Origin of the sequence: Murimonas intestini (genome assembly GCF_024622195.1) — a bacterium.
Lineage (GTDB): Bacteria > Bacillota > Clostridia > Lachnospirales > Lachnospiraceae > Murimonas > Murimonas intestini.
The window spans coordinates 232,254-257,154 of sequence record NZ_JANKBI010000001.1 but is presented as its reverse complement, the minus strand read 5'-3'; the positions used below and the strand labels follow the sequence as shown (position 1 = coordinate 257,154).

General features: G+C 44.5%; 17 protein-coding genes. 16 read left to right on the top strand and 1 reads right to left on the bottom strand.

All coding sequences use genetic code 11. From position 1 onward, the window contains the following. Positions 1 to 22: 22 nt before the first annotated feature. The 12 genes from NSB28_RS01230 (at position 23) to NSB28_RS01175 (ending at position 16,783) form a co-directional block, all read left to right on the top strand. On the top strand, positions 23 to 3,205 hold the full coding sequence (locus tag NSB28_RS01230) for a glycoside hydrolase family 3 C-terminal domain-containing protein (RefSeq protein ID WP_109624578.1): 3,183 nt from the start codon (positions 23 to 25) through the stop codon (positions 3,203 to 3,205). 13 nt (positions 3,206 to 3,218) lie between these two features. Further along, positions 3,219 to 3,680, top strand: a complete 462-nt coding sequence (locus NSB28_RS01225) for a hypothetical protein (protein ID WP_109624579.1) — start codon at positions 3,219 to 3,221, stop codon at positions 3,678 to 3,680. Further along, a complete protein-coding gene (locus tag NSB28_RS01220; protein WP_257497377.1) occupies positions 3,664 to 5,448 on the top strand; it encodes a leucine-rich repeat domain-containing protein in 1,785 nt (594 codons plus the stop codon). The genes NSB28_RS01225 and NSB28_RS01220 overlap by 17 nt, the downstream gene beginning before the upstream one ends. A 23-nt stretch (positions 5,449 to 5,471) precedes the next feature. Beyond that, positions 5,472 to 6,584 (top strand): glycoside hydrolase family 5 protein, encoded by a 1,113-nt coding sequence (locus NSB28_RS01215; RefSeq protein ID WP_109624581.1) that lies wholly within the window; start codon positions 5,472 to 5,474, stop codon positions 6,582 to 6,584. Then, positions 6,581 to 8,065: an MFS transporter gene (locus NSB28_RS01210; RefSeq protein WP_109624582.1), complete on the top strand. Its 1,485-nt coding sequence runs from the start codon at positions 6,581 to 6,583 to the stop codon at positions 8,063 to 8,065. Before NSB28_RS01215 ends, NSB28_RS01210 begins: the two co-directional genes overlap by 4 nt. Further along, positions 8,062 to 10,407, top strand: a complete 2,346-nt coding sequence (locus NSB28_RS01205) for a glycoside hydrolase family 2 TIM barrel-domain containing protein (RefSeq protein WP_109624583.1) — start codon at positions 8,062 to 8,064, stop codon at positions 10,405 to 10,407. Before NSB28_RS01210 ends, NSB28_RS01205 begins: the two co-directional genes overlap by 4 nt. A gap of 142 nt (positions 10,408 to 10,549) precedes the next feature. After that, positions 10,550 to 12,871, top strand: a complete 2,322-nt coding sequence (locus NSB28_RS01200; RefSeq protein WP_257497376.1) for a sensor domain-containing diguanylate cyclase — start codon at positions 10,550 to 10,552, stop codon at positions 12,869 to 12,871. Positions 12,872 to 13,435: 564 nt separating this feature from the next. Next, the gene (locus NSB28_RS01195; RefSeq protein WP_257497375.1) at positions 13,436 to 13,639 is read left to right on the top strand and encodes a DUF4432 family protein; all 204 of its coding nucleotides are present in this window, start codon (positions 13,436 to 13,438) and stop codon (positions 13,637 to 13,639) included. A 21-nt stretch (positions 13,640 to 13,660) separates the two neighbouring features. After that, entirely contained in the window at positions 13,661 to 13,882 is a 222-nt protein-coding gene (locus NSB28_RS01190) for a DUF4432 family protein (protein ID WP_257497374.1), read from the top strand. A 183-nt stretch (positions 13,883 to 14,065) separates the two neighbouring features. Next, positions 14,066 to 15,076, top strand: coding sequence for an aldo/keto reductase (locus NSB28_RS01185; protein ID WP_109624584.1), 1,011 nt, complete (start codon positions 14,066 to 14,068; stop codon positions 15,074 to 15,076). After that, entirely contained in the window at positions 15,073 to 15,918 is an 846-nt protein-coding gene (locus NSB28_RS01180) for a sugar phosphate isomerase/epimerase family protein (RefSeq protein ID WP_109624585.1), read from the top strand. The genes NSB28_RS01185 and NSB28_RS01180 overlap by 4 nt, the downstream gene beginning before the upstream one ends. A 1-nt stretch (position 15,919) precedes the next feature. Next, the gene (locus NSB28_RS01175) at positions 15,920 to 16,783 is read left to right on the top strand and encodes a sugar phosphate isomerase/epimerase family protein (protein ID WP_109624586.1); all 864 of its coding nucleotides are present in this window, start codon (positions 15,920 to 15,922) and stop codon (positions 16,781 to 16,783) included. Here NSB28_RS01175 and NSB28_RS01170 read toward each other — a convergent pair. Then, complete coding sequence (locus tag NSB28_RS01170; RefSeq protein ID WP_109624587.1) at positions 16,768 to 17,826, bottom strand: helix-turn-helix domain-containing protein; 1,059 nt, start codon at positions 17,824 to 17,826, stop codon at positions 16,768 to 16,770. The two genes, NSB28_RS01175 and NSB28_RS01170, sit on opposite strands and share 16 nt — an antisense overlap. A 298-nt stretch (positions 17,827 to 18,124) precedes the next feature. Between NSB28_RS01170 and NSB28_RS01165 the strand changes: the two genes are divergently transcribed. The 4 genes from NSB28_RS01165 to NSB28_RS01150 all read left to right on the top strand — a co-directional run bounded on the left by NSB28_RS01165 (position 18,125) and on the right by NSB28_RS01150 (position 24,888). Then, positions 18,125 to 18,448 (top strand): Gfo/Idh/MocA family protein, encoded by a 324-nt coding sequence (locus NSB28_RS01165; protein WP_109624588.1) that lies wholly within the window; start codon positions 18,125 to 18,127, stop codon positions 18,446 to 18,448. An 85-nt stretch (positions 18,449 to 18,533) separates the two neighbouring features. Continuing rightward, a complete protein-coding gene (locus NSB28_RS01160; protein ID WP_109624589.1) occupies positions 18,534 to 20,888 on the top strand; it encodes a glycoside hydrolase family 2 TIM barrel-domain containing protein in 2,355 nt (784 codons plus the stop codon). Between the two features lie 46 nt (positions 20,889 to 20,934). Beyond that, on the top strand, positions 20,935 to 22,041 hold the full coding sequence (locus tag NSB28_RS01155) for a family 43 glycosylhydrolase (protein ID WP_109624590.1): 1,107 nt from the start codon (positions 20,935 to 20,937) through the stop codon (positions 22,039 to 22,041). A gap of 114 nt (positions 22,042 to 22,155) precedes the next feature. Continuing rightward, on the top strand, positions 22,156 to 24,888 hold the full coding sequence (locus tag NSB28_RS01150; protein ID WP_109624591.1) for a glycoside hydrolase family 3 protein: 2,733 nt from the start codon (positions 22,156 to 22,158) through the stop codon (positions 24,886 to 24,888). Positions 24,889 to 24,901: the final 13 nt, after the last annotated feature.

Here is a 24,901-nt window from a genome sequence, read left to right as displayed (position 1 = left end):
CTGCTTGAAGGAGGAAAAGGATATGAAAATTGACAGCAGGAAAAAGGCGGCTCGTGTTTGTGCCGGTCTGCTTGCCGGAATTCTGGGTATCTCGTCTTCAACGTATGCTGTAGTGAATGCGCAGCGTTCGACGCTAGATGCCAATTTAGGTACATCCAGTTATAAGGTTGTAACGGATACAAGTGCATCGGATGATAACCTTTACGGTATCACGGCGAAACAGGGAAAAGTCATCAATGTGGATGGTGAGGAAGTCGAAGTTGACTGCACTACATTGGAAGGTTTGTTTGAGTACGAGAAAGACGTGGCCGTGCGTCAGGCGGCAGAGAGCGCTGTCCTTCTGAAAAACGAAAACAATGTTCTGCCAATGGAAAGGGAAGATATGCAGAACGTTACGCTGCTTGGTTCCCGTTCTTATGCAGTGCTGGGTGAGATTGAAATGTGGGGAATGCTCCGCAAGACAATTTCCGGAACATCTTTTGGCGGAAAGATGGGCTCCGTTGCACCGGCAGAACTTTCTGTTTCCATCGCTGACGCGTTGGAAGGCCAGGGATTTACTGTGAATCAGAAAGTGGCGGATGCATATACTGCTTATCTGGAAGAAACAGAAAATCAGGTAGATATAGAGTTTTCTGAGTCATATAGCCCGAATGAATCTAATCCGTCCGATATTGGTCTGGACTCTCTTAAGGATTCTTTTGGAAAAGTGGCGATTGTGACAGTGGGACGTCCGGCTTCAGAATCGAAATATTATCTTCCGGGTGAAGAGGGGAAAGCGAATCCGGATGAATTCCATAAGGACAAAGATGTACTCGGCCTTTCCAAGGATGAATTGGCTACTTTGCAGTATGCAAGAGATAATTTTGAAAAGGTAGTCGTCCTGATCAACGCAGTCCAGATGGATCTTCCGGAGCTGGATGAATATGCAGATTCAATCATGTGGGTCGGACTACCGGGGGCATATGGATTTGAGGGGATTGCCAGAGTTTTAAATGGAGCAGTTTCCCCATCCGGAGCACTCACAGATACATTCGCTGCACAGGCTGCCAATTCGATTGCGATGGTCAATCAGCAGTATTCCTTCCAGTCAGGAAACGGAATCACAATTGATAACGAGGTTTATACAAATGAGTATTATGAACCGGAGATGGAATCCATTTACACGGGATATAAATACTATGAATCCCGGTATTACGACTCCGTGATCAATGAGAGAAATGCAAGGGACGCAGTCGGAGCGACCGGCGGTGCTGATACGTGGAACTATAATCAGGAGGTTGTGTGGCCGTTTGGGTATGGGCTTTCTTATACCAAATTTGATGAGACCGGCCTGAAAGTGAATGCGGATGATGAAGCTCAGATGCTCCGCGCAAAGGTTACTGTAAAAAACACAGGAGATATGGCTGGAAAACACATTGTACAGCTCTATGTGCAGGTGCCTTATGTTAGTGACGGTGTGGAGAAGAGTGCCATCCAGCTGGCGGGATTTGCCAAGACAGATGTGCTGGAGCCGGGCGGGGAACAGACAGTAGAAATCAACTGTGATTATGAATACTTTGCATCCTGGGACAGAACATTAGAACATAACGGCGTACAGGGCGGTTATATTCTTGACAGCGGAGATTATTACTTTACAACCGGAAACGGCGTAAACGATGCACTGAACAATATTCTTGCTGTACAGGGATACACCACAGAAAATACAGATGGATATATGACATCTGACGGTGATAAAGATAAGGTTGTTGCAGATGCGTTCGACAGAATCGAGATCACAAAGAGCAATTCAGGGGAAATGTATCAGAATCAGCTTGATAACATGGATCTTGCCCTTCAGATCGAAGGCGTGGAAAACTTTTCAAGAAGTGACTGGAAAAATAACTGGCCGAAAGTTTACAGCGACCTTACTCCGGCAGAATCTATGAAGGATGCGCTGGAGAATCAAGTCTATACATTAAATGAAAACGGGGACCCGTCCAGCGTGAAATTTGGCCAGGATAACGGACTGACTTTAGCAGACCTGAAACCGGAAAAGGGTGAGAAATTAAGCTATGATGATCCGCTTCTTCAGATGTATGTAGAACAGTATGATCTGGGAGATGCAGTTGCAGCTCTGATCAACGGGGACAGTTATTCATTCGGACCTACAACGGTGGCAGGCAAAGAAAAAGCGCAGACAATTGCCATTTTGGATGACGGACCGATGGGATTCGATTCATATAATGCGGGAAAAGGCGCTGAGATCAAAGCGGAGAATGATCCGTACAATGCGAAGAACGATCCGGATTATGAGACCTATAAAGATACTGCAATGAGGATACTCCCTACAGGCGTTAATATCGGAGCAACATGGAATACAGAATTGAACCACGAAGCGGGAGAAATGATAGCAAATCTTGCACTTTGGAATGGTGTGGCAGCAATTCAGGGTCCGGGTTCCAATACCCATAGAAATGCGTATAATGCGAGAAATCATGAATATTATTCAGAAGACGGAATGCTGACAGGTATAATGATGAATACTTTCTGCGGCGGCGCGTGGGATTACGGTCTGATCTGTACGGTAAAACATTTCGCATTCAATGACACAGAACTGAACCGAATGGGTGTAAGTGCATTTATGAGCGAACAGCGAGCAAGAGAGAATGAGCTGCGTGCATTTCAGGTAGGGATTGAAGAGGATAATGTAACAGGTATCATGATGGGAATGAATAGAGCCGGGGGCTATTTTGTGGGCGCCAATCCGGGACTTATGAACATTATCCGTAATGAATGGGCATTTACCGGATTTATTGAAACAGATATGACGGTAGGCACCTATGATAACAACAGGGATTCCCTGGCGGCAGGTGTGGACTCCATGCTCCATGCAATTACAGCAGACAAAGCAGCACCCTCCAGAGATGAATTGCTGAAGAACTGGTCAGGAGATGTTCAATATGCGACAGGTACTGTAAATGAGATTGTGGAGAAAGATACATATTTCCTTACACAGGTACAGGGAGCACTGAAACATATCACATGGATTATTGCAAATTCAAATTACATGAACGGAATCGACAAGACAACAAGGATGGAAAAAGTAAATACGTGGTATGACAATCTGTTTATTGCGGTGATCGCATTAAGTGCGGCCGGAACCCTGCTTCTTCTGGGCGGCAGTGTTGTAGTGGAAATGAAAAAACGAAAAAAGGATGAAGCATAAGGAGGCTGATACAATGAAAAAATTGTCCGGAAATACAATCGTTAATATAGTAGCAGCTGTTTTGATGTTGATTTCGCTGATCATTGTACAGATCTCCTTCAAAACGGCACAGGGATGGTTTGATACTGGTAATAATGAGCTCATAATAGTTCTTGCAGTTCTTGGAATCGCTTTTTTTCTGGCGATTGTAGTATTAAATATTACAGGGGCAGGAGCAGAGAGTAAAGGTGTTTCACTGCTGAAAATGTTTCTTTCAGCCGGGGCCTGTGCCTGCGCGGGAGTCATCTTCGGACTGGTGCTGGGAGCAATCGCGACAGAGTTTGCATATACATTCCTGTCAGATTTTAATAAGGGGACAGCGAAAGCTAACTTTATGCCGGCAGCTTGCAAACAGGCAGCAGCAGGAATGGTACTTTCTGTTGCTGCAATCATCGCCGCGGCGGCAGCTAATGCTTTCAATGAGCAGAAAAGGTAATATTTTCAGAGGGCGGGAGGACACTCCCGTCCTGTCTTTCATAAAGTACATCTTATTTCTGGTTCTGATCGCGGTATGTCTTTTTGGCTGCGGCAGGCAGGGAAGAAAGAAAGCCTCCTGTATCGTGGTTCTGGAAGACTGTGAGGATGCAGTACCGGACAGGAAAAGTGCTGAAGCAGACAGGGGAAATGATATATCTTTTACATTGACTTTAAAGAACGGATGCGTGATAACCGGAACGGATTATGGGGAGTATGATCTTGCCATAAAAAACGGGAAAGCTGTATTAATGCTGAAGGATGTCCGTTATTCCACAATCGTAAGGCTTTATACCACCTATGAGTGCCGCACTTACTTTCCAAACGGAGGGGAAGGAGATCCGGTCAGGGTATCATTTTCTGAACAAATCAGTAATACATTGACTGAACCATTTATAAGGGAAGGGTATCTGCAGAGCGGCTGGAATACAAAGCCTGACGGAAGCGGGGAATATATCGGATTTGGAAGCCGCTGTGAAGAGAAAGAATTATATGCACAGTGGGAGAAAGAAACAGAGGAGTCAGACTTCGCCTTTATCTGCACAGAAGAAAGCGCGATTGTTACAGGATATCATGGACAGGCAGTGCGCTGTGTCCTTCCTGATACTCTGGGCGGAAAGACTGTACGGGTAATCAGGCAGGGAGCTTTTGCAAATGCAGAGTTTACAGAATTTGTGTGCAGTGATACGGTGCAGACGATCGAAGCAGGTGCATTTGAAAACTCCAGAGTGGAGGCTGTGACATTGTTTGACAATCTTCTGCAGATTTCTGACGAGAGCTTTCGGGCATGTCCGGTCAGAACATTGTATTTAAATGCACGCCGGGCCCCGGTTTATGCAGGAAGTTATTTTTCTGCCTTCCCGGATAAATGTGAGCGGCTATTTTCCCGGACAGGGAAAAAAATTGTGCTTTTTTCAGGCTCTTCAGGACGATATGGCTATGACAGCCAGGCAATTGATAAGGCATTCACAGAATATGACGTAGTCAATATGGGAACATATGCCTATACAAATGCTAGGCCTCAGCTGGACATCATCCGGCGGGCAATGAATGCAGGAGATATTCTGATAGAAGCACCGGAATTTGATGCGGCGGCACAGCAATTTTGTGAGTCCGATGAACTGGACAGGTTCTTCTTCAGTCTCACGGAAACAGATTATAAATTAATTACATTTCTTGATCTGCGTACCTATACAGGGGTGTTTGATGCACTTAACGAGTATCTTTATGAACACGGCAGAATGGAGGAGAGGGATTATTCTTATCTGCCGGCGGAATATGATGATGATGGGAACAGAATCGACTATCCCACTTATAATGAGTATGGAGATTACATTCTAAAGCGTCCAAATAGTGAAAGGGATGAAATGCACAGAATGATCCCGGCAGATTATACAACGGACACGATTACGGCCCGGCGGATAAAGGCTCTGGATTGGCAGCTTGCGCATTTTACAGAAAAAGGGGTTACGGTTTTATTTACCTATACACCCCGCAACAGGAGTTCTTTGACAGAAAAAAGCACACCGGAGCGTATCCGGGAGACAGAAACACTTTTAAAGCAGAGCCTGTCTGTTCCGGTTATTTCACATATAGAAGAGTCCTTATATTCAGGAATCTATTTTTATGAAATTGACAATCATTTGAGCGATGAAGGAGTCGTTCTCCGCACTGACAGACTGATTGCCGACCTGGCAGAATGGCTGGGCAGTGAGGATAAAAATCAATGAGCGGTTTTGTTTAAGGAGGCTGCATGGAAAAAATTATTGGTACAAATCTTGGAAATTGGCTGGTATTAGAAAAATGGATGTCCCCGTACATTTTTGAGGGGACAGATGCGGAAGATGAAGTGTGGCTTACGCGGCTTCTTCCCCAAGAAGAGTTGAAAAAAAGAATGAAAAGGCACAGAGATACATATGTGACAGAAGAAGATTTTGCAACAATTGCATCTCATGGGATGAATCTGGTCAGGATACCGGTTCCTTATTTCATTTTCGGAGACAGGCCGCCGTTCATCGGCTGTGTGGAGTATCTCGATAAAGCTTTTGAGTGGGCACAGAAACATAAACTGAAGGTACTGATCGATCTGCATACAGTTCCGGGGAGTCAGAACGGGTACGATAATGGCGGACTGACCGGCGTGTGCAAATGGTATAAGAACAAGGAAGAAGTTCATTTTGTCCTGACGGTTCTGGAACGTCTGGCAAAGCGATATGCACAGCACCCTGCATTATACGGGATTGAGGTACTCAATGAGCCGATCAGCTTCAGCGTTTATATGACTGCTCCGTCGACCGGAAAAGCAAGAGACAGGGAAGAGGCTAAAGGGTCAGGATATGTCCCTATGTCATTTTTGAAAACATTTTATGAGGAAGCATATCTTGTGCTGCGGAAACATCTGAGTGAAGAGAAGGCCATTGTATTTCATGACGGCTTCCGCCTGGGAAGATGGGGGGATTTTTTCCGTAAAAAAGAAATGCAGAATGTGATACTTGATACGCATATTTATATTTTTGCTATGGAAAACTTTGTTCCGTTCCATGCCAAGTGGGTGTATCGTCTCTATATGGCTGCAAACAGACGGCTGCTGAAGCGTGCCGGCCGCCATATCCCGGTTGTGGTAGGGGAATGGTGTATTGCAAACCGCCGTTCCCAGAAGTTTTTAAAGGGTCCGGGAGACAAGGAGAAGTGCCGTCAGACTTTCCGGGAAGCTGCAAGTATGCAGAAAAAGGTATGGGATGAAACAGCGGGACATATCTATTGGAATTACCAGTTATACCGGGATAGGGAAGCACCTTTTGATGAAATCTGGAAAAATGGGTGGGATCTGAATCGCTGTTGGATGAATGGGTGGATGATAGAATGAAAACAAATAATAAATTTTGGGAAAGCAGGTTTACAAAGTCAAATATCAGGAGTGAAAAGGTTACAGTGCCTGAAATGTTATTTGGTTACTTTATAGGACCATTTGGCGCGCTTTTATCATCTGGGATCTTTACGAGCATTTTACAAAATTATTTTACAGATGTACTAAAATTAGATTTGACATTTTTAACGACGCTGCAGCTAGTGTCCACAATATTTATCATTGCGGCAAATCTGATTGTGGGACAGCTGATCGAGAGGACCAGATGCCTTGCGGGAAAAGCAAGACCGTGGATTCTTCTCTCGGCGCTGACATTGTCGGCCGCCTCTGTTTTGATGTTCATTGTTCCTTTCCGGGGAACGGTGAGATATGTCTGGATTGCAATTGCATATAATCTGTATTATGCCGTTGCATATCCGATCTATAATACAGCAAATTCTACGCTGGTACCTGTTTCCACAAGAGACAGCGGGAAGAGAGGCGTTCTGGCTTCACTTGCAAATGTGTCAGGGCTGGCAGTGATGGGGGCTGGCTCAATGGTATTTCCGGTTTTGGTGTCATTTGCCTTAAAAGACAACCAGAACATGTGGTTCCTGACGATGCTTGCGCTTGCCGTCTTTTCAGCTCTTACCATCTATCTTCAATACCGCTTTACAAGGGAGCGTGTGACAGAGGAACTGTCGGAGGAGAAAAAAACAGCAGGCAAAGAGCATGGGAATGTTTCTGTCAGAAAACAGCTGAAAGCCATCACAAGCGAGAAGATGTGGTGGATCGCGATGTTATTCTATGTGGGATTTCAGTGGAGCGGCTCACTGAAGAATGGCTCCATGTCATATTTCTGCAAATGGGTTCTGGATAATACAATTTTCGGAACAGCGGATGCATGGGGCGTATCACAGTCCATTTTAAGTATCATGGGAGCGATACCTATGGCTGTAGCTGTGATTTTTGTTGTTCCGCTCTGCAGCAGATTCGGTAAAAGAATCGTATGCATGATTGGAATGCTGATTGGATTTGCGGGAGGTGTGATCGCTCTTCTGGGAAACGGACAGATCGTTCCTGTTGCTACAGGGGTAGCTCTGAAATGTCTCGGGTCAGCGCCGGCATGTTATATGATTCTTGCGATGCTTGCGGATGTGATCGACCATATCGAATATAAAACGAGGATAAGGACGGACGGTTTGACCATGTCGATCTACAGTTCTGTTATGGTGGCGGGAACCCCTATATGTAACGCCGTATTCAGTAGCCTTTTAAATGCCGGCGGATATAATCAGTCTGCAGATATATCTCTGGGCATTGCAGCTCAGAGCGCGGGCGTGCAGAATATAATTACGGTAAGCTATATTGGAATAGAGACAGCAGCATATCTGGCGTGCGCAATTCTGATCTGTTTTTTTACCGTTGAGAAAAATCTGCCGAAAGAGCAGGCAGTGATCGCATCCAGGAAGAAGACGGAAAAAACGGAGGTGACAGAATGAAAATAAATTTTTGCAGCGGATGGACATATTGCCGGGCAGACAGGCCGGAAATGAAATATCATATTTCACTTCCGCATGATGCAATGCTCACAGAAGAAAGGACCCTTGACAGCAGAGGCGGAAAGAATATCGGCTGGTATGAGGGCGGAGATTATATTTATGAGAAAGAGTTTCAGGTTCCGCACCTCTATGAAGAACAGACAGTCATTCTGGAATTTGAAGGGGTATATCATAATGCAGAGGTGACCCTGAATGGAAAACAGGCAGGAAGCTTCGGATATGGATACAGCGGATTTTCTGTCTCTGCGGATGGTCTGCTGAAAGGGGGAAAAAATCTCATTTCAGTTACTGCACGTAACAGTGACCAGCCGAACAGCAGATGGTATACAGGAACGGGAATCTATCGTCCGGTCTATATCCATGTGCTTCCAAAGAAACATTTTGTGCCGGAAAGTATCAGGATCACGACGGTGGACTGGAAGAAAAGGAAAATACGCATTGAAGCAGAACTGAACTGCCTGGGTGAGGCAGAATTTCAGATCATGGATCAGGGAGAGTGCTTAAAGACAGAGTGTTTGACAGGAGAAGGGCTGCTCTCAACAGAAATGGAGGTTGAAAGTGCACAGTTATGGAGCTGTGATTCTCCGAAGTTGTATAAATTAAGAGCAGTTTTTGGCGATGATATTCAGGAGGTTTCTTTTGGCATCCGTACCGTGACGGTGAACAGCCGGGAAGGCTTTTGTATCAATGGGGAGCGGGTGATCCTCCGGGGTGCATGTGTACATCACGATAACGGAATTCTGGGGGCCTGTGCTTATGAGGATGCGGAAGCACGGAAGGTACGGATTATGAAAAAAGCAGGATATAATGCGTTGCGGAGCGCACATAATCCCTGTTCAAAAGCTTTTTTGAAAGCGTGTGACAAGGAAGGCATGCTGGTTATGGATGAGTATGTGGATGTCTGGTATATTCACAAGACAATGTATGACTATGCAGGTAATGTGGAGCATAATTACAGGAATGATCTGGGGGGACTTGTCAGAAAAGACTTCAATCATCCCTCTGTGGTCATGTATTCTCTCGGAAATGAAGTTGCGGAAACGAGTGAAAAGAAGGGAATCAGGCTGTGCAAAGAGATGACAGATTATCTCCATGAACTTGACAGGACGCGGCCGGTGACCTGCGGGGTAAACTTGTTTTTTAATTTTCTGTATTCCGCAGGATTTGGAGTGTATTCAGATGAAAAAGCAGAGAAAGAGCCGGAAAAGGAGGTTGGCAGTGCATTTTATAATAAACTGGCTACGATTCTGGGAGACTCTTTTATGAAATTCGGAGCCGCGCTCCCCGTATCTGATATGAAAACAAGGGATGCCTATGAAAAAATGGATATTGCGGGTTACAATTACGGAATCTGGAGATATAAGAAGGATACCAAAAAATATCCGAATAGAGTAATACTTGGGACTGAAACATTTTGTGCAGATGCAGCGTTGTTCTGGGAGCTGGCTAATCAATATCCGGCAGTGATCGGAGACTTTGTCTGGCCGGGGATCACATATCATGGAGAGGTTCCTTATCGGGGATGGGAGAGAAAAGACGGAAAGCAGGTTTTTACCGGAAGCCCTGCGTGGGCAGCAGCCGGAAGCGGGCGGGTAGATATGAATGGCCGCGAATGGTCTGAGGCGGATTATACGAAAGTAGTATTTGGGCAGAAGCCGATTGCGATCGGAGTAGTCCCGGCGAATCTGGCAGATGAAACATTTGATGTTTCTGCATGGGACCTGACCTGCGCATTGGGAAGCTGGTCGTGGAACGGCTGTGAGGGAAAAAAGACTAAAGTTGAGGTATATGCAGGAGCTTACGCAGCCGAACTGTTCCTAAACGGAAAAAGTTTGGGAAGGAGAAAGCTAAAGCGCTGCAGGGCTGTATTTACGGCAGTCTATGAGCCGGGAGAATTAAAGGCGGTGGCTTATACAAAGTCGGGACAGATTCTGGCAGAGACTGGCCTTTATAGTGCGGGAGATGACACAAAGTTATCTATTGAGACAGAAAAAGGAACGAAAGAACTGTATTTCATTCATTTACGATATACAGATTCCAAAGGAATCTTAAAGCCACTTGTCCAAGGAGAAATCCAGGTAAGCGTGGAAGGCGGAGAACTCCTTGCGCTAGGCAGTGCACGGCCGTTAAATCCGCGCTGTTATCTGACAGATTGTACAGATACCTATTATGGTGAGGCAATGGCAGTCATCCGGCCTCAGAAAGAAAAAACGGTGCAGCTCCATGCGAAAAGCCCGCATGGTGTAGGAGAAATTATGATTACGCCAGGCTGTACCCCATAAACTGGCAGGGATCATGGGACAGAACAGTGCCAATTTATCTTAGAATTTAACTGGAGAAAATCTTTTGAAGATTGTCATAAAAGATCGTGAATGTTATACTGTATATGCAGCCTGTTAAGAGTTCTGAGCATAGGAGGATGACATGCAGAATAGCACAGATGAGAATACAATACAATCATCATTGGAAGAGAATCGGGATTTATTGGAATTTGCAGTAAAATTAAATATGGGATTCAGCAAACATTACCTGGATGATTCTTTAACGATGATTTGGGGCAATAATGCATTCTATGAAAAAACAGGTTACTCAGAAAAAGAGTTTTTGTTTAGATTTCCAAGTCTGAAAAGGTTCGGATTTCTGAAATCTTATGACTTTCTTCCCATGATCGCTTATCTCCAAAAGGAATATGAAGCCGGTAAAAGTTGTACAGAGTACGAAATATGTATGCCGGTCAATCATAAGAAGCCAGTCTGGATGAAATTAGACTGTACTTTTGTTGCCCCCAAAAACAATGGCATTCCCATGGTGTATATTCTTTATACAGATATTGATGATTTCAGGAAAAAGGAAAAAGAGTATTATATCAGTGAAAAAGAGTATAAGAAGAATCTGGAATGGATGATGTCAGAATATAAAGGAAATATTTATGTCAGTGATATGGAGACATATGACCTTTTATATATAAATGAGAGTTATAGTAATATACTTCAGATTTCTGCTAAACAGGCAGTTGGTCAAAAATGCTACAAGGTAATTCAGGGCAGAGACAGCCCCTGTCCCTTCTGTACGAACTCCTTTCTCTCAAAAGATAAAATATACAATTGGGAATTTTATAATTCTCAGTTAAAACAGGCTTTTCGGGAAAAAGATAAAATGCTTCAGTGGAATGGCCGCAGAGCGCATATGGGACTGTCCACGGCTCTTGACAGTACGAATAGAAATAATAGAAATTGTCCGGATATCACAGTTGAATTAAAGACAATGTCAGTCGGACTGATAAGGCTGGATACAGAAGACCACCGGTCTATACTCTGGTATAACGAAAAATTCCTGGAAATGCTGGAATATACAAAAGAACAATTTGAGGAGGAGAGTCTTAACCGCTGTGCATATATGCATCCTGATGATTTTGAACGGGCAAGTATGATGGCAGCTGATTTAAAAGAAACAGGTGATAATGCAGTACTTGAAGTGCGTGTTTATACTCGTTCAAAAGAGGAAAAAATTTGGGCTATTACTCTATATAAAGTAAACAGCGAGGACAGCAGGGATGGCATCTCTTCAATCTACAGTATGGGCATAGACCTGACTGAAGAAAGAAAAAGAAATGAAAAAAATACAAATATTATTGGTATTGATTCTTTGACTGGTATATTAAACCGGGCAGAAACTGAAAAGCAGATCAAGGATTATATCCTGAACAACAGTGGCAGCCAGGCTGCTTTATTTATGGTGGATACAGATAATTTCAAGATGGTAAACGATAATTATGGCCATATAGTTGGAGATATGGTACTGACTGAAATGGCAGAAGGAATGAAGACGATCATGAGTAAGAATGACATCGTTGGCAGAATCGGCGGTGACGAATTTATGATTTTCATGAAAAATATTTCAGGTGCTGACGATGCTGCCAGAAAAGCAAAAGAATTAACAGAAATGTTCCGCCATTTATTTGAGGATGATAAAAACTCTGTTTCTGTCAGCAGCAGTATCGGTATATCGATTTTTCCGGATAATGGTGAGACGTTCAAAAATCTGTATTCAAATGCGGACAGAGCGCTCTATCAGGTAAAAAAATTAGGTAAGAACAGTTATATGCTATATGATGATATTTCAGCAGAAAAAATGTTGGATAATAAATACTTTACTCCAAGAACAAAAATAGAATCGGAAAATAATTTTGCAAATGTTTCCGGTGATTTGCTGGGGTATGTTTTTGAAATGCTGTATGATTCAGAAGATCTTGATAAATCGGTAAACGACGTATTAGAAATTATTGGGAAAAAATTTGATGTCAGCCGGGCATACATATTTGAAAATTCAGAGGATAACCTCTATACCTCGAATACATATGAATGGTGCAGTGAGGGAATAACATCAGAAATTGCAAATCTGCAGAATCTCAGTTTTAGTGAGCACGGAAATTATAAAGAGCTATTTGAAGATAATACTGTATTCTACTGCAGGGATATCCGCACACTGAAGCGCGGGCAGGCAGAGATTTTAGCAGCACAGGGAATCCGTTCCACACTGCAGTGTGCAATACTTGAGAATAAAACATTTACCGGAATGATTGGATTTGACGAATGTACGGGACTGCGGTTGTGGACACAAGAAGAAATCAGCCTTCTTATTATTTTATCACAGCTCATATCCCTGTTTCTGCTGAAAAAGAAGATGGGCAGAATGGAACAAAAAATTATGCGTTATCAAAATTTATTAGACGGATCAGAGGATTGAGGGTGTGCCATGGCCACCGGACAACTGAATATATGAAGGACAACGCTGATAGCGACGCTGCCCCTTACCACAGTTGTAAAAAACGAAAGTATAAGAGTATAGATAAAGGCATAGCTGCATCCTGCACACAGGGTGTGGCTGTGTCTTTTTGCTTTGGGGTCATAAAAGGGAGTTCCTCCTGTGAGAAGGAGGCTGCCATTTACAACAATTGTAAGGGAATGGATTCCCGGGTAATGTTTTCTTGAACTTAAATCTGTAAAAGACAGTGTTTTTACATAGGTTTTTTCTTGATTTTCATAAATGAAGTTTCAGTTGTTCAAAATACCAAGCACTAACGTGGGGTCTTTTTTAAAGCTGGGCAGTGCTTGGCCCCACGGCAGCGAGGACGGCAGCCCTCACAGGCAAGCCGCCTGACATGCTCATTGTCATGTTCCATACGAAGCATGGAAAAAGTCCAATTATGAGTAGAAGGAACAGACAAAACTATTGTCTGTGTCATATCCTTCTAGAAATGTTTATATGGGTATGATAAGATGATATTTATATAAGGAGGAGGAAAGGGAGATGGGATCTTCTTACTTTTCACCCTGTGGTTATGTGGCTCCGGCTTATTATCAGCCTGCCGGATCAGACTGGCTGAAATCTTTTACCACGGGATTCCTTATCACCTGCGGGCTGCAGGCGGTAGGCAGCCCGTGCACAGATGCGGGAGAGGAATTTCCCCTGCATGGTTCTATCGCCAATACACCGTCCGAACATGTATATTAGTATGAGGAAAAAGATGCCCTTGTGGTGAAAGCACAGGTGAGAGACGAAGTGATATTCGGGCGCAAACTCCGTCTGGACGGGTTCGTAGAGTGGAAGATGATGGGAGTCAGAGATTATGTGTTGGGACTGGAATGCGGCAACTGTTATCCTGACGACAGGGATGTGATGAGAAAAACAGGCATGCTGAAATATCTGGAGCCGGGAGAAGCGGCTACATATGAAGTAAAGATTGATATAGAGTGAGTGTGGAATGTTGAAGCTGTTCAAACCGGTATATGATACATATAAATGCTGGAAATAACGCTTTATGTGATTGCCTCTGTACTTTAAAGAAAGTATACTGTATTCATCGGTATAAGATATTCAAAAAAGTCATAAGGACTGAGGTTGGAACAATAGAAAAAAGAGCAGAAAGAAGGTAACTATATGCAGTATCAGAAGATTCCTTATGTGAAAAAGCCAGTCTCCCGTATCCTGTTTGGAACGGCAATGGCGCCTTTTACAGCCGGAGGAGACGGAAATGAGCTACTGGACGCCATGTACGGACTGGGCGTCAATACATTTGACGCCGCCAGAAATTACGGTCTGGCGGAGCGGTCCTTTGGAAACTGGCTAGAAACGAGAGAAAACCGGAATGAGATCGTAATCCTTTCTAAATGCGGACATCCGAGTGTTTTTGGGAGAAAACGCGTCAATGAGACAGAGATGCGCAAGGATTTAAAAAAATCTCTTTCCAATCTGAGGACAGACTATATCGACATTTATATGCTGCACCGGGATGATCCGGAAGTAGAGGCAGGAGAGGTCGTAGAAATTTTTAATGCCATGCACGCGGAAGGGAAGATTGGAGCGTTTGGGGGCTCTAATTGGACGCATGAGCGGATTGCGGAGGCAAATGAATATGCTTATAAGCACAGTATGACTCCGTTTAGTGTATCGAGTCCGAATTTCAGTCTTGCAGATCAGGTCAAAGATCCATGGGGCGGAGGATGCATTACGATCTCAGGTCCGGCGAACAAAGGGGCGAGAGAATGGTACAAGGAGACTCAGATGCCGGTCATCGCTTACTCCAGTTTGGGAAGAGGGTTTTTCTCTGGCAAGCTAAAAAGCGCGGATGAGGACTGTGCCTCGAAGATACTGGACAGCGCCGCAATGAAAGGATACGCATATCCGGAAAATTTTGAGCGGCTGAAACGGTGTGAGGAACTGGCCGCGGAAAAGGGAGTTTCCGTACCGCAGATCGCCATGGCATGGATTTTCCGCCAGAACATGAATACCTTCGCGGTCGTGAGTACTTCAAGACCGGAAAGGATGAAAGAGAACATCCATGCGCTGGATATCAGCCTGAGCGAAGAGGAAGCGGCATATCTGGATCTTGCGTGCCCGGCAAGGAATCAGAATGGGAATAAAACTAATAGAAGGGGAGTAAGCGTATGAAAATAGGAGTAAATCTGTTTGGACTGAATAAACAGTTAAAAGAAGATTTTGACAGCACTATACTTAAACTTAAAGAGATGGGATATTCCTCCGCAGAACCGCTTGTAATATTTGAAAATAAGGATGTGGAACTGTCAGATTGTGCAGAAGAGTTAATCAGAAAATGGAATGCGGACGGCAGTATGTGGATGGCTGATACGGCGGCAGAAAAGATTCGGCATATCAGGGAGATGGGAGTGGAAGTTCCGGGAATCCATGCGGGAACATTTCCGGTAGCGCTGTCGCCTGTCGCAGAGCAGATAAAGCAGTTCGCACTGGAAAATAATCTCAGCTACTGCGTGTTCAGCCCCCAGACAAAAACGCCCGATGAAGCGGAAAAGTTCTGTGAAGAGTTAAAAGAAACTGTGAAAGTATTTGAGGATGCAGGAATCGAACTGCTGCTACACAATCACGATGCTGAGATAAAGAGAGAGAATGGCAGAAATACGCTTGATTATATTATGGAGCAGATCCCGGATATCCGCCTGCAGTTAGATGTAGGGTGGGTGAAAGCAGCGGGAGAGAATGTGACAGAGATGATGCGTTCCTATGGGGAGCGTATTGCGATCCTGCATTTTAAAGATATGGTTGAGAGCGGGCAGGAGGAAAATGGCGGCTATAACTTTACAGCCCTTGGAGATGGGATACTTCCTCTTGAGGAGATTTTAAAAGAGTCAAAAACACTTCATCTGATGGAGACAGGACATATCATGGATCAGGATTCAAGTCTGGGTGATATGATGGAAGATTTAAAAAAGAGCGCAGACAGATTATGTGCAGGAATTAAGAGGGAGGAATGCTGAGATGAAGAAACCCGGTTTAATGACGATGTCAATGTTTTTCAGGCTTTTCTTTAAATTTCAGGCGGATCAGGATGAAGAAGATCTGGTCGATGGATATCAGGAAATGTTGGATTTGGTCCAGGAAGCAGGTTTTCAGGCAGTGGATGTGATTACGTGGGAGGTAAAGTTTCTTGGTCTGGAGCGGGTGAAGAGGATGCTTGCCGATCATGGTCTGTCTGTGAACAGTTATATTGCCTTCGGCGAATATGCCCGGATGGATGAAGAAGGTTTTGCAGGACGAATCGAGCAGGGAAAGCACGATGCAGATACAGCGGCAGAGCTTGGGACAGACGTTCTTATGCTTGTCCCGCAGGCGCAGGAGGGCATCGGAGAGTATGCGCCCGAAGTGATTCGGACGCGTCTGACAGAGCATTGGCGGCCCATTGTGGAATATGCAAAAGAGAAAGTCGGCCATGTCGTGATAGAAGATACCCCGGATCTGAAACTTCATCTTTGCAAAGCGGCGGATGTGATGGAAGTATTAGATAAGGTTCCCGGTCTGGAACTGGTCTACGACAGCGCCAACATGACTCTGGTTGGAGAAGATCCTTTGGAATACTTAAAAGCATTTGAAGGGAGAATCGGCTATGTCCATATGAAAGACTACCGCCCGACTCCGCCGGGAGGTCTTCTGGTGGAATACGCAGAAGACGGGACGAAAATGTCAACTGCGCCGGTTGGCACTGGGATCATCGACATAAAAGGCATTGCGGCAGAGTTGGAAAAAGCAGGCTACAACGGCGGGATGACCATGGAATTCGTTGTGGATGACGACGGAGATTTCCCTAAATCACTGAAGCGCACTTGTGACTATTTAGCCTGCTGAGCACGATACTCCCGGGGCGTGGTCTGATAATATTTTTCAAAGATTTGATAAAAGTGTGTCCGGTTGTTGAACTTAAGTTCACTGGCAATCTCGGATACACTTTTTTTCGTGCTTTTGAGCAGATGGGCGGCATGTTTCATTGTAAAATTCATGCTATAGTCAAAGAGACTCTGTCCGGTACATTTTTTAACGATTTTTCCGAGATATGTGCCGTTGTAATTCAGCAGCTTCGACAGTTCTTTATTGCTGATGCGGCCATGATGTTCATCAAGTATCTGGTCAATACGGGAGAAGAGCAGGGATTCCATATTGCTTTTTGCGGTCACATGTTCAGCATGATAGTACCGAGAATCACACAGAATATCAATAAGCTGGAAAAAAAGGTCCTGCAGTCTATAAGTCGCTCCGTAGTATGGATTCAGGATTGTGCTGAGCATTTTTTCAAAAATATCATGTACTATGATTTTCTGTTCTTTTTCCGTGATGCGCGGGACAAAGTCTAAAAAGTCTTTGCAGTCTGGATGGTCTGCTTCCATATTCTGTTCCAGAAAATGAAAAATCAGATTATCAAAACGTTTCTGCTCCATGGGAAAGAGCATATCATTTCCATAGTTTGTCAGCCGCTCTATAAATTCAGAAGAAACAGAAAAGAAAATACACGTATAGTCTGATGAAAGCTCCTCGGTATGGAGTGTGTTTCTATTCATCAGGCAGCAGCTTCCCGAAGTGTAAAGATAACGTTTCCCCTCCACAATCTGATACATATTTCCCGACAATATATAAGTAAATTCAAAACAGTTGTGCCGATGCATACGATCATGCCTTTGGAGTGCAAGAGCGGGAAGATTCAGCTGAACATCCGGGGTAAAAATAGAGAAAGCGCTGTCAGTTATGGAGTCAGGATGGAATGCCGAGAGTGAGATCGTAAAGGGAGTGTTCATTTCCTGATAAAAGGGAGCAGATTCATCTACTTCGTGAAATGAGATGACCTCCTCCAGAACCTTTATTTTTTGTAAAACGGATGAATCAGAAATAACAGTCATAAGTCAGTACCTCCTTTGTAATCAGATTATATCACTAATGTAACACATTTAGGAAAGGATAAAAGTATTATATACCGAATTATGATACATAACAAGGGGAAAACAATCAAAATATGACACGATTTAAGACTTGAACTTCCGATTTTAAAAAGCTAAAAAGTAATTTGATTGAAATATGTTATAAAATGGGAGAATAATGAACGATTACTGACATTGTTTATACAACCACAGGACGGTACAATAAATATAACAAAGTTGCAAAGATCATACAGGCAGAAAAATACAAGGAGGGAAAGGGTTGGAAAAACATAGGAGAAAAATGAAAGCTGCTCTGGTAGGATGTGGACAGATCAGTGAAGTCTATTTCAATAATATACAGAAAAGATTTACAAACCTTGAGATTACGGCATGCTGTGCGGCACATTTTGAAAGCGCACAGAAGGCTGCGGCAAAGTATGGGATACACGCTTGTACTTATGACGGGATACTGGAAGATCCGTCTATAGAAATGGTCTTGATAATGACTCCTGCGCCGACACATTATGAGCTGGTAAAAAAGGGGATTCTGGCGGGAAAACATGTAGGGATTATGATATTTTGTCCAGCCTGTACAGCTTTTTAAGAGGGCAATCATTTAACAGTGTGGATGGAAACTAATGAAAGATAATCACAGGAGATATTTCACATAAAGGAGAGCTAATAAAGAAATGAAAAAAGAACGAATCAATGACAACTGGCTGTTTTGGAAGGACGGACATGAAACAGAGAAGCAACTTATCAATCTCCCTCATGATGCTATGCTGACGGAGGAAAGGGTGCCGGATCTTCCCAATGGGAATGCCACTGGATTTTATCCGGGCGGGAAATACATATATACGAAAAATCTGTTTGGGACCGAAGCTCTTCGGGAAAAGTCGGTTTCGGTAGAATTCGAGGGAGTATATATGAATTCCAAAGTTTTTCTTAATGAGGAAGAAGTGGGCGGTTGGATTTATGGCTATACGAATTTCTATGTGGATCTGACAGACAGACTTAAGATAGGAGAAGATAATGAGCTAAAAGTGATCGTTGATAATTCTGAGACTCCAAATTCCAGATGGTATTCCGGAAGCGGCATCTACCGCAGTGTGAATCTGTGGACCGGCGAAAAACATCATATTAAGCCGGAGGGAATCAAAATAAAGACAGTCTCTATAAATCCGGCGGAGGTGGAAGTCAGTATAGAAGCAGAGAAAACAGAAGATATGACAATCCTGTGCGAGGTACTCAAAGATGGAAAGATTGCCGCATCTTTTGCTGGAGAGTACTCAACAGTTCAAATTCCGAACGGAAAACTTTGGGATGCGGAACATCCGGAATTGTATACATTGAAAGCAGTCCTGAAAAATGGGGATGGAATAGTAGATGAAGCGCAGACCCGGTTTGGAATCCGCATGATCACATGGGGAACAGAAAAAGGATTTCAGATTAACGGAAATACGGTCAAGCTAAGAGGCGGCTGTGTCCACCACGACCATGGACCCCTTGGCGCATGTGCCTATGACAAAGCGGAATACCGGCGTGTAAAGAAATTAAAGGAAGCAGGCTTTAACGCCATCCGTTATTCTCACAATCCGGCGGGGAAAAATTTTTTGGACGTCTGTGATGAGCTGGGAATGTATGTATTAGACGAGACATTTGACCAATGGGAGTTGTCTCAGTCCCCCTATGATTACTCACAGTATTTTGCAAAGGAATGGAAGAAAGATGTGACGGCATTGGTCTCAAAAGATTATAACCATCCTTGCGTAGTGATGTACTGCATTGGCAATGAAATCACGGATACGGGACTTCCTTCCGGAGCGGAGATATCCAGAATGCTGAATGAGGCCTTCCATCAGTTGGATTCCACAAGACCTACAACGATCGCCGTCAACAGTATGCTGTCCGTATTAGCTGCAAAGCAGGCTGAGAAAAGAAAAGCAGGAGAAAAGAATGTAGGAAGTGAAGATGTGAACGACATCCTGACTCTTCTTCCGAAGATCATGGCGTCTATCACACCAGAAAATCTGGAAACTTTGATCGGAGAATGTATCAGTTATGTAGATATCCCGGGATACAATTACGGACACAACCTCTATGAAGGGACTCATAAACTGGCGCCAAAGCGTCTCATCCTTAGTACCGAGACATTTCCGAAAACAATGGATACAAACTGGGCTGCCGTAGAGCAGAATGACTATGTGATCGGAGATTTTATGTGGACTGCATGGGACTATCTGGGAGAAGCAGGTGTGGGACTACCGGTCTACGGAACGACTCAGGCTCCTTTTTCTAAAGATTATCCTTGCCTGACTGCGGCCTGCGGCTCTTTTGACCTGACCGGATTCCCGGAGAGTCAGGCATACTATTCGGCTGTGATGTGGGGAGCATATGACAAGCCTTATATCGGTGTACGCCCGGTGAATCACAGTGGGGAAGAATATACCCTTGGCCGTTGGCGTCTGACAGATTCTCTGAACTGCTGGACATGGCCGGGACAGGAAGGGAGAGAAGCGGAGATAGAGGTATACAGTATAGGAGACAGTGTGGAACTTTTTCAGGACGGACAGTCTATGGGCAGAAAACCTCTGGAAGCGTATAAATGCGATTTTCATACAGCGTACAGACCGGGTGTATTGGAGGCTGTATGCTATGACAGCGATGGAAAAGAAATCGCAAGAGACAGCCTTGTCACAGCAGGTGAAGAGACAAGGCTTACGATTCTCAAAGAGGACGATGTGATTCGCGCTGATGGGGAGGATCTTGCATATGTCACGGTGTATATCACGGATGAGAAAGGCAATCTGAAAATGATGACAAACAGGAAAATCTCTGTAACCGTTGAGGGACCGGGAAGACTTCTGGCAGTGGGAAGCGGAAATCCGGAGACAGAAGAGAAGTTTACAGACGGAGTTTATACTTCCTGGCATGGGCGTGTGATTGCGATTATAAGAAGCGAAAAAGAAGCAGGCAGGATAAAAGTGACGGCTTCTGCGGAAGGAATGGAAAGTGTGTCAGCGGAAATTATGTCAGATATATAAATCAGACTTTACTACTCATTTGCAGATTAAAAAGGAGGATATAAAAATGGTATATAATAGTATAAGACCGGGGCAGGTCTGGCTGGATACAGAAGGGAAGAGGATTCAGGCGCATGGCGGTTCTCTGCTATATGAAGACGGATATTATTATTGGTATGGTGAAAACAAAGAAAAGACAACGGGAAAAGATTCTATCTGGCATTGGGGAGTCCGATGCTACCGCTCATCGGATTTGTATAACTGGGAAGATATGGGAGTGATCATCGAGCCAAATACAGAGGATAAAAGATCTTCCCTGCATCCGACTGCATGTATGGACCGGCCGCATATTATTTATAATCAAGTAACAAAGAAATATGTCTGCTGGCTGAAAATCATGACGATAGATGGACCGCAGACAGAAACCGTATTGACGGCAGATCACTTGTTAGGGCCTTATAAAATCGTCCGCGAAGGTCTAAAGCCGTTGGGAATGAGCGCGGGTGACTTTGATCTGGCAGTGGCGCCGGATGAGAAGGCATATTACTATTTTGAACGGGTACACAGCGAGACAATCTGTGCGGATCTGACAGAGGACTATACGGATGTGACAGGCTATTACAGTACTCACTTTCCGCATCCGCTTCCGCCTTATGTCCGTGAGGCGACCGCGCATTTTGTCCGGAAGGGAAGACATTATATAATCACCAGCGGAACGACCGGGTATTACCCGAATCCGTCAGAGATTGCTGTCGGTGACTCATGGCATGGTCCATATACGGTATTAGGAAATCCGCATGTAGACGATTCGAGTGAGACTTCATTCCATTCGCAGATTTCTTCGGTATTTAAGGTTCCGGGGAAAAAAGATCTCTATATAGCGTGCGCGGATCGGTGGCTGCCAAACAGAATGGATGTTTTGTATAAGGACTGTGAAAGAGCCTGTTCGCTTTACGCTGATCCGGATACTGCAACAAATGCTGAAAAGCAGAAAGAATTAAAGGCGCTTGCAGAAAAAATCCCGTTCCGGGAATCTCTCGGAATTGGCGTTGATACTTCTGTCGCGGACTATGTATGGCTTCCGCTGAAATTTACGGAACCTGACAAGACACATCCGCAGGGACAGGTGCTGATTGAATGGAAAGATGAGTGGTGCATTGAGGACTACGAATAAATCGAAATATGATACAAAAGTAAAAGTGAGTTACCGCCGGATGATATTGTGGATGAAGCGATAAAGTAATACAGTAAATATAACAAAAAGAGGAAGATGAGTTGGAGGTAAAAAATGAGTTTTGTAGATGAATGGATCAAAAGATGGCCGGGAAATATCGGACCGCTGCCCGGAGAGAATGAAGAGGCGGTTTGCATGCAGGGAGCAGAAGAGGGGATGGTTCTTTTAAAAAATGATGGAATACTCCCGCTCTCTGACAAAAAGCTGGCGCTTTTTGGAGCAGGCGCCGTGGATACGATTATTGGAGGAATTGGAAGCGGTTCCACAGAGCCTCCCTATAAAATTAATGTGGAAAAGGGACTTAAAGAGAGCGGATGTGAATTGACCTCCGAAAGATGGCTGCAAAAATTTGCCGCGGCCAGTAAGAAAGCCAATGACGAACTGGATATTGATGACTTTACGAGACTCTGGTGTGGGATTACGGTCCTTATTGATGAGCCGGAGATCACAGAGGAAGAAATTGTAGAGGCAAAGGCAGCGAAGACTGCTGTATATGTAATTCGAAGAAATACCGGGGAAGGCTATGACAGGAAGAATGAAAAAGGAGATTTCCTTTTATCTGATATGGAATACGAGAATCTGTCAAAGATTGCGGAAGGATTTGAACACACCGTGGTAGTTCTTAATACTTCCGTTATGGATCCGCGGTTTATAGAAGAGATCCCGGGTATCGACGCAGTAATTCTGATGAACCTGCCTGGAATGATGGCAGGGAAGGCTCTGTCAGATATTTTGTATGGGAAAGCGAATCCGTCCGGTCGCCTGACAGATACATGGGCGCGGAGGTACGAAGACTATCCGGCTTCTGCGATTTTTTCTACAAGTGACGGAATTACGGACGAGGAAGATTATCTGGAAGATATTTACGTGGGATACCGCTATTTTGACAGCTTTAACGTAACTCCGCATTGGTGCTTTGGGTACGGTTTAAGCTATACTGAATTTTCTATGGAAACAGAGAATGTGAATGCAGACGAGCAGAAGGTTACAGTGGCTGTTCGTGTAAAGAACACAGGAAATCGTTCAGGAAAAGAAGTAGTACAGGTCTATGTGTCCGCGCCGCAGAGCGAACGGCTTCCGAAACCGTATCAGGAGCTGAGGGGCTTCGTAAAAACAAAGAAATTGAATCCGGGAGAGGAAGAAATTGTGCAAATCAGTTTTCCGACGGTATCGCTTGCCTCTTTTGATACAGAACGTTCATCTTATGTTCTGGAGAAAGGTCAGTATTTGATCCGTGTAGGAAAGAACAGCCGTGAGACGGAAATTGCGGCAGTATTGTCGCTTGACGATGAGGTGATTACTGAAAAGCTGAGTAAAAAGGTACGGTGTCCAAAGGAATTGAAACTTTATAAAGCGCCTGCCATCACCTATGAGCAGACGGACGCGCCTGTGCTCATGCTCAACGCTTCAAAATTTCACGCAGAAGATCACACGGCCGCAGGCACAGAATGTACCGTGACTTATATTCCGGAAGGTGCGGAGTATGAGCCGTATGTGGAGAAAAATCCGTACAGATTAAAGTATGAGACGAAAGAAAAGGTTAAAATTGTCAGAAATGTTCCGGATGCGACCTTCCCGGATGTGGCGGAAGGAAAGGTGACGATGGAAGAATTTGTAGCCTCACTGGATCAGGGAGTACTCCTTCGTCTTGTTACCGGAGTTTCCCACGAAACGCCCTATCCTGTTCCCAACCGGATGAAGAAGAAAGCAGAACCGTTAAAAGCGATTCCTTCTTCCGGAAGGACTACCGCACAGTATGTGGAGACGCTCGGTATTCCTAATTCCTATCTCGCAGACGGTCCGGCAGGCGTGCGCGTGATCGGAAAACCGACGGCAGCCTGGGCGGTGGGAACGGTCCTTGCACAGACATGGAACACAGAACTGATGGAAAAGACCGGAGACGGGTTCGGAACAGAGATGGAGGCATATCATCAGTCCGTTATCCTTGGCCCCGGCATGAATATCCACAGAGATCCTATGGGCGGACGCAGTTTTGAGTACTATACAGAAGATCCGTTTTTGAACGGAAAGATGGCAGCGGCTTTTACGAAAGGAGTTCAAAGTCATGAAGGATGTATGGTTGCACTGAAGCATTTCGCATGCAACAGTCAGGAGACAGACCGTGGATTTTCCAGCTCAAACCTGAGCGAGCGGGCGCTTCGTGAGATTTATCTGAAAGGATTTGAAATAGTGGTAAAAGAGGCGAATCCGGGGACAATCATGACATCCTATAATAAGGTCAATGGAGTACACTCTTCGGAAAATCGGGAGCTTCTGGAAGATATTGTGCGCGGAGAATGGGGATTTCAGGGTATGTTTATGACTGACTGGCATTCCGAATCCTACAAACCGGCAGATATCCATGCAGGGAATGACATCATCATGGGAGGAATCCAGGTTGAAGCAATCGAAGAGGCACTGGAAGGATGGGAACCGGAATTTGAAACGGATGGTTCTGTAAAGCAGCGGACAGTAATCTCATATGATGGGATTAAGCAGGATATTGTCGAAGAATGGGGCTCATTCCTGCCGTGTGCAGAAGGCGCTGATATATGCAGGACAACCGTTTTGGCAGGAACAGAAGTGGGAGAAGAAGTTCAGAAATACATAGACAGTGGCATCGCCTCTGTCCGTGAAAATCCGGACGGATCAAAGGAAATTTCCTATAAAGGAATACGCCGGGGACGTCATCTGGCACTGGGCGATCTGCAGAGATGTGCAATGCACGTCCTTCGGTATCTGCTTAAATCCAGTGCATGGAAAGAGATGAAAAAGAACATGAAATGATATGAAAAGCACA

What these genes read in the sequence shown, in the direction of transcription:
- NSB28_RS01230 (WP_109624578.1), top strand. Translation starts at nt 23, where the DNA reads ATGAAAATTGACAGCAGGAAAAAGGCGGCTCGTGTTTGTGCCGGTCTG.
- NSB28_RS01225 (WP_109624579.1), top strand. Translation starts at nt 3,219, where the DNA reads ATGAAAAAATTGTCCGGAAATACAATCGTTAATATAGTAGCAGCTGTT.
- NSB28_RS01220 (WP_257497377.1), top strand. Translation starts at nt 3,664, where the DNA reads ATGAGCAGAAAAGGTAATATTTTCAGAGGGCGGGAGGACACTCCCGTC.
- NSB28_RS01215 (WP_109624581.1), top strand. Translation starts at nt 5,472, where the DNA reads ATGGAAAAAATTATTGGTACAAATCTTGGAAATTGGCTGGTATTAGAA.
- NSB28_RS01210 (WP_109624582.1), top strand. Translation starts at nt 6,581, where the DNA reads ATGAAAACAAATAATAAATTTTGGGAAAGCAGGTTTACAAAGTCAAAT.
- NSB28_RS01205 (WP_109624583.1), top strand. Translation starts at nt 8,062, where the DNA reads ATGAAAATAAATTTTTGCAGCGGATGGACATATTGCCGGGCAGACAGG.
- NSB28_RS01200 (WP_257497376.1), top strand. Translation starts at nt 10,550, where the DNA reads ATGCAGAATAGCACAGATGAGAATACAATACAATCATCATTGGAAGAG.
- NSB28_RS01195 (WP_257497375.1), top strand. Translation starts at nt 13,436, where the DNA reads ATGGGATCTTCTTACTTTTCACCCTGTGGTTATGTGGCTCCGGCTTAT.
- NSB28_RS01185 (WP_109624584.1), top strand. Translation starts at nt 14,066, where the DNA reads ATGCAGTATCAGAAGATTCCTTATGTGAAAAAGCCAGTCTCCCGTATC.
- NSB28_RS01180 (WP_109624585.1), top strand. Translation starts at nt 15,073, where the DNA reads ATGAAAATAGGAGTAAATCTGTTTGGACTGAATAAACAGTTAAAAGAA.
- NSB28_RS01175 (WP_109624586.1), top strand. Translation starts at nt 15,920, where the DNA reads ATGAAGAAACCCGGTTTAATGACGATGTCAATGTTTTTCAGGCTTTTC.
- NSB28_RS01170 (WP_109624587.1), bottom strand. Translation starts at nt 17,826, where the DNA reads ATGACTGTTATTTCTGATTCATCCGTTTTACAAAAAATAAAGGTTCTG.
- NSB28_RS01160 (WP_109624589.1), top strand. Translation starts at nt 18,534, where the DNA reads ATGAAAAAAGAACGAATCAATGACAACTGGCTGTTTTGGAAGGACGGA.
- NSB28_RS01155 (WP_109624590.1), top strand. Translation starts at nt 20,935, where the DNA reads ATGGTATATAATAGTATAAGACCGGGGCAGGTCTGGCTGGATACAGAA.
- NSB28_RS01150 (WP_109624591.1), top strand. Translation starts at nt 22,156, where the DNA reads ATGAGTTTTGTAGATGAATGGATCAAAAGATGGCCGGGAAATATCGGA.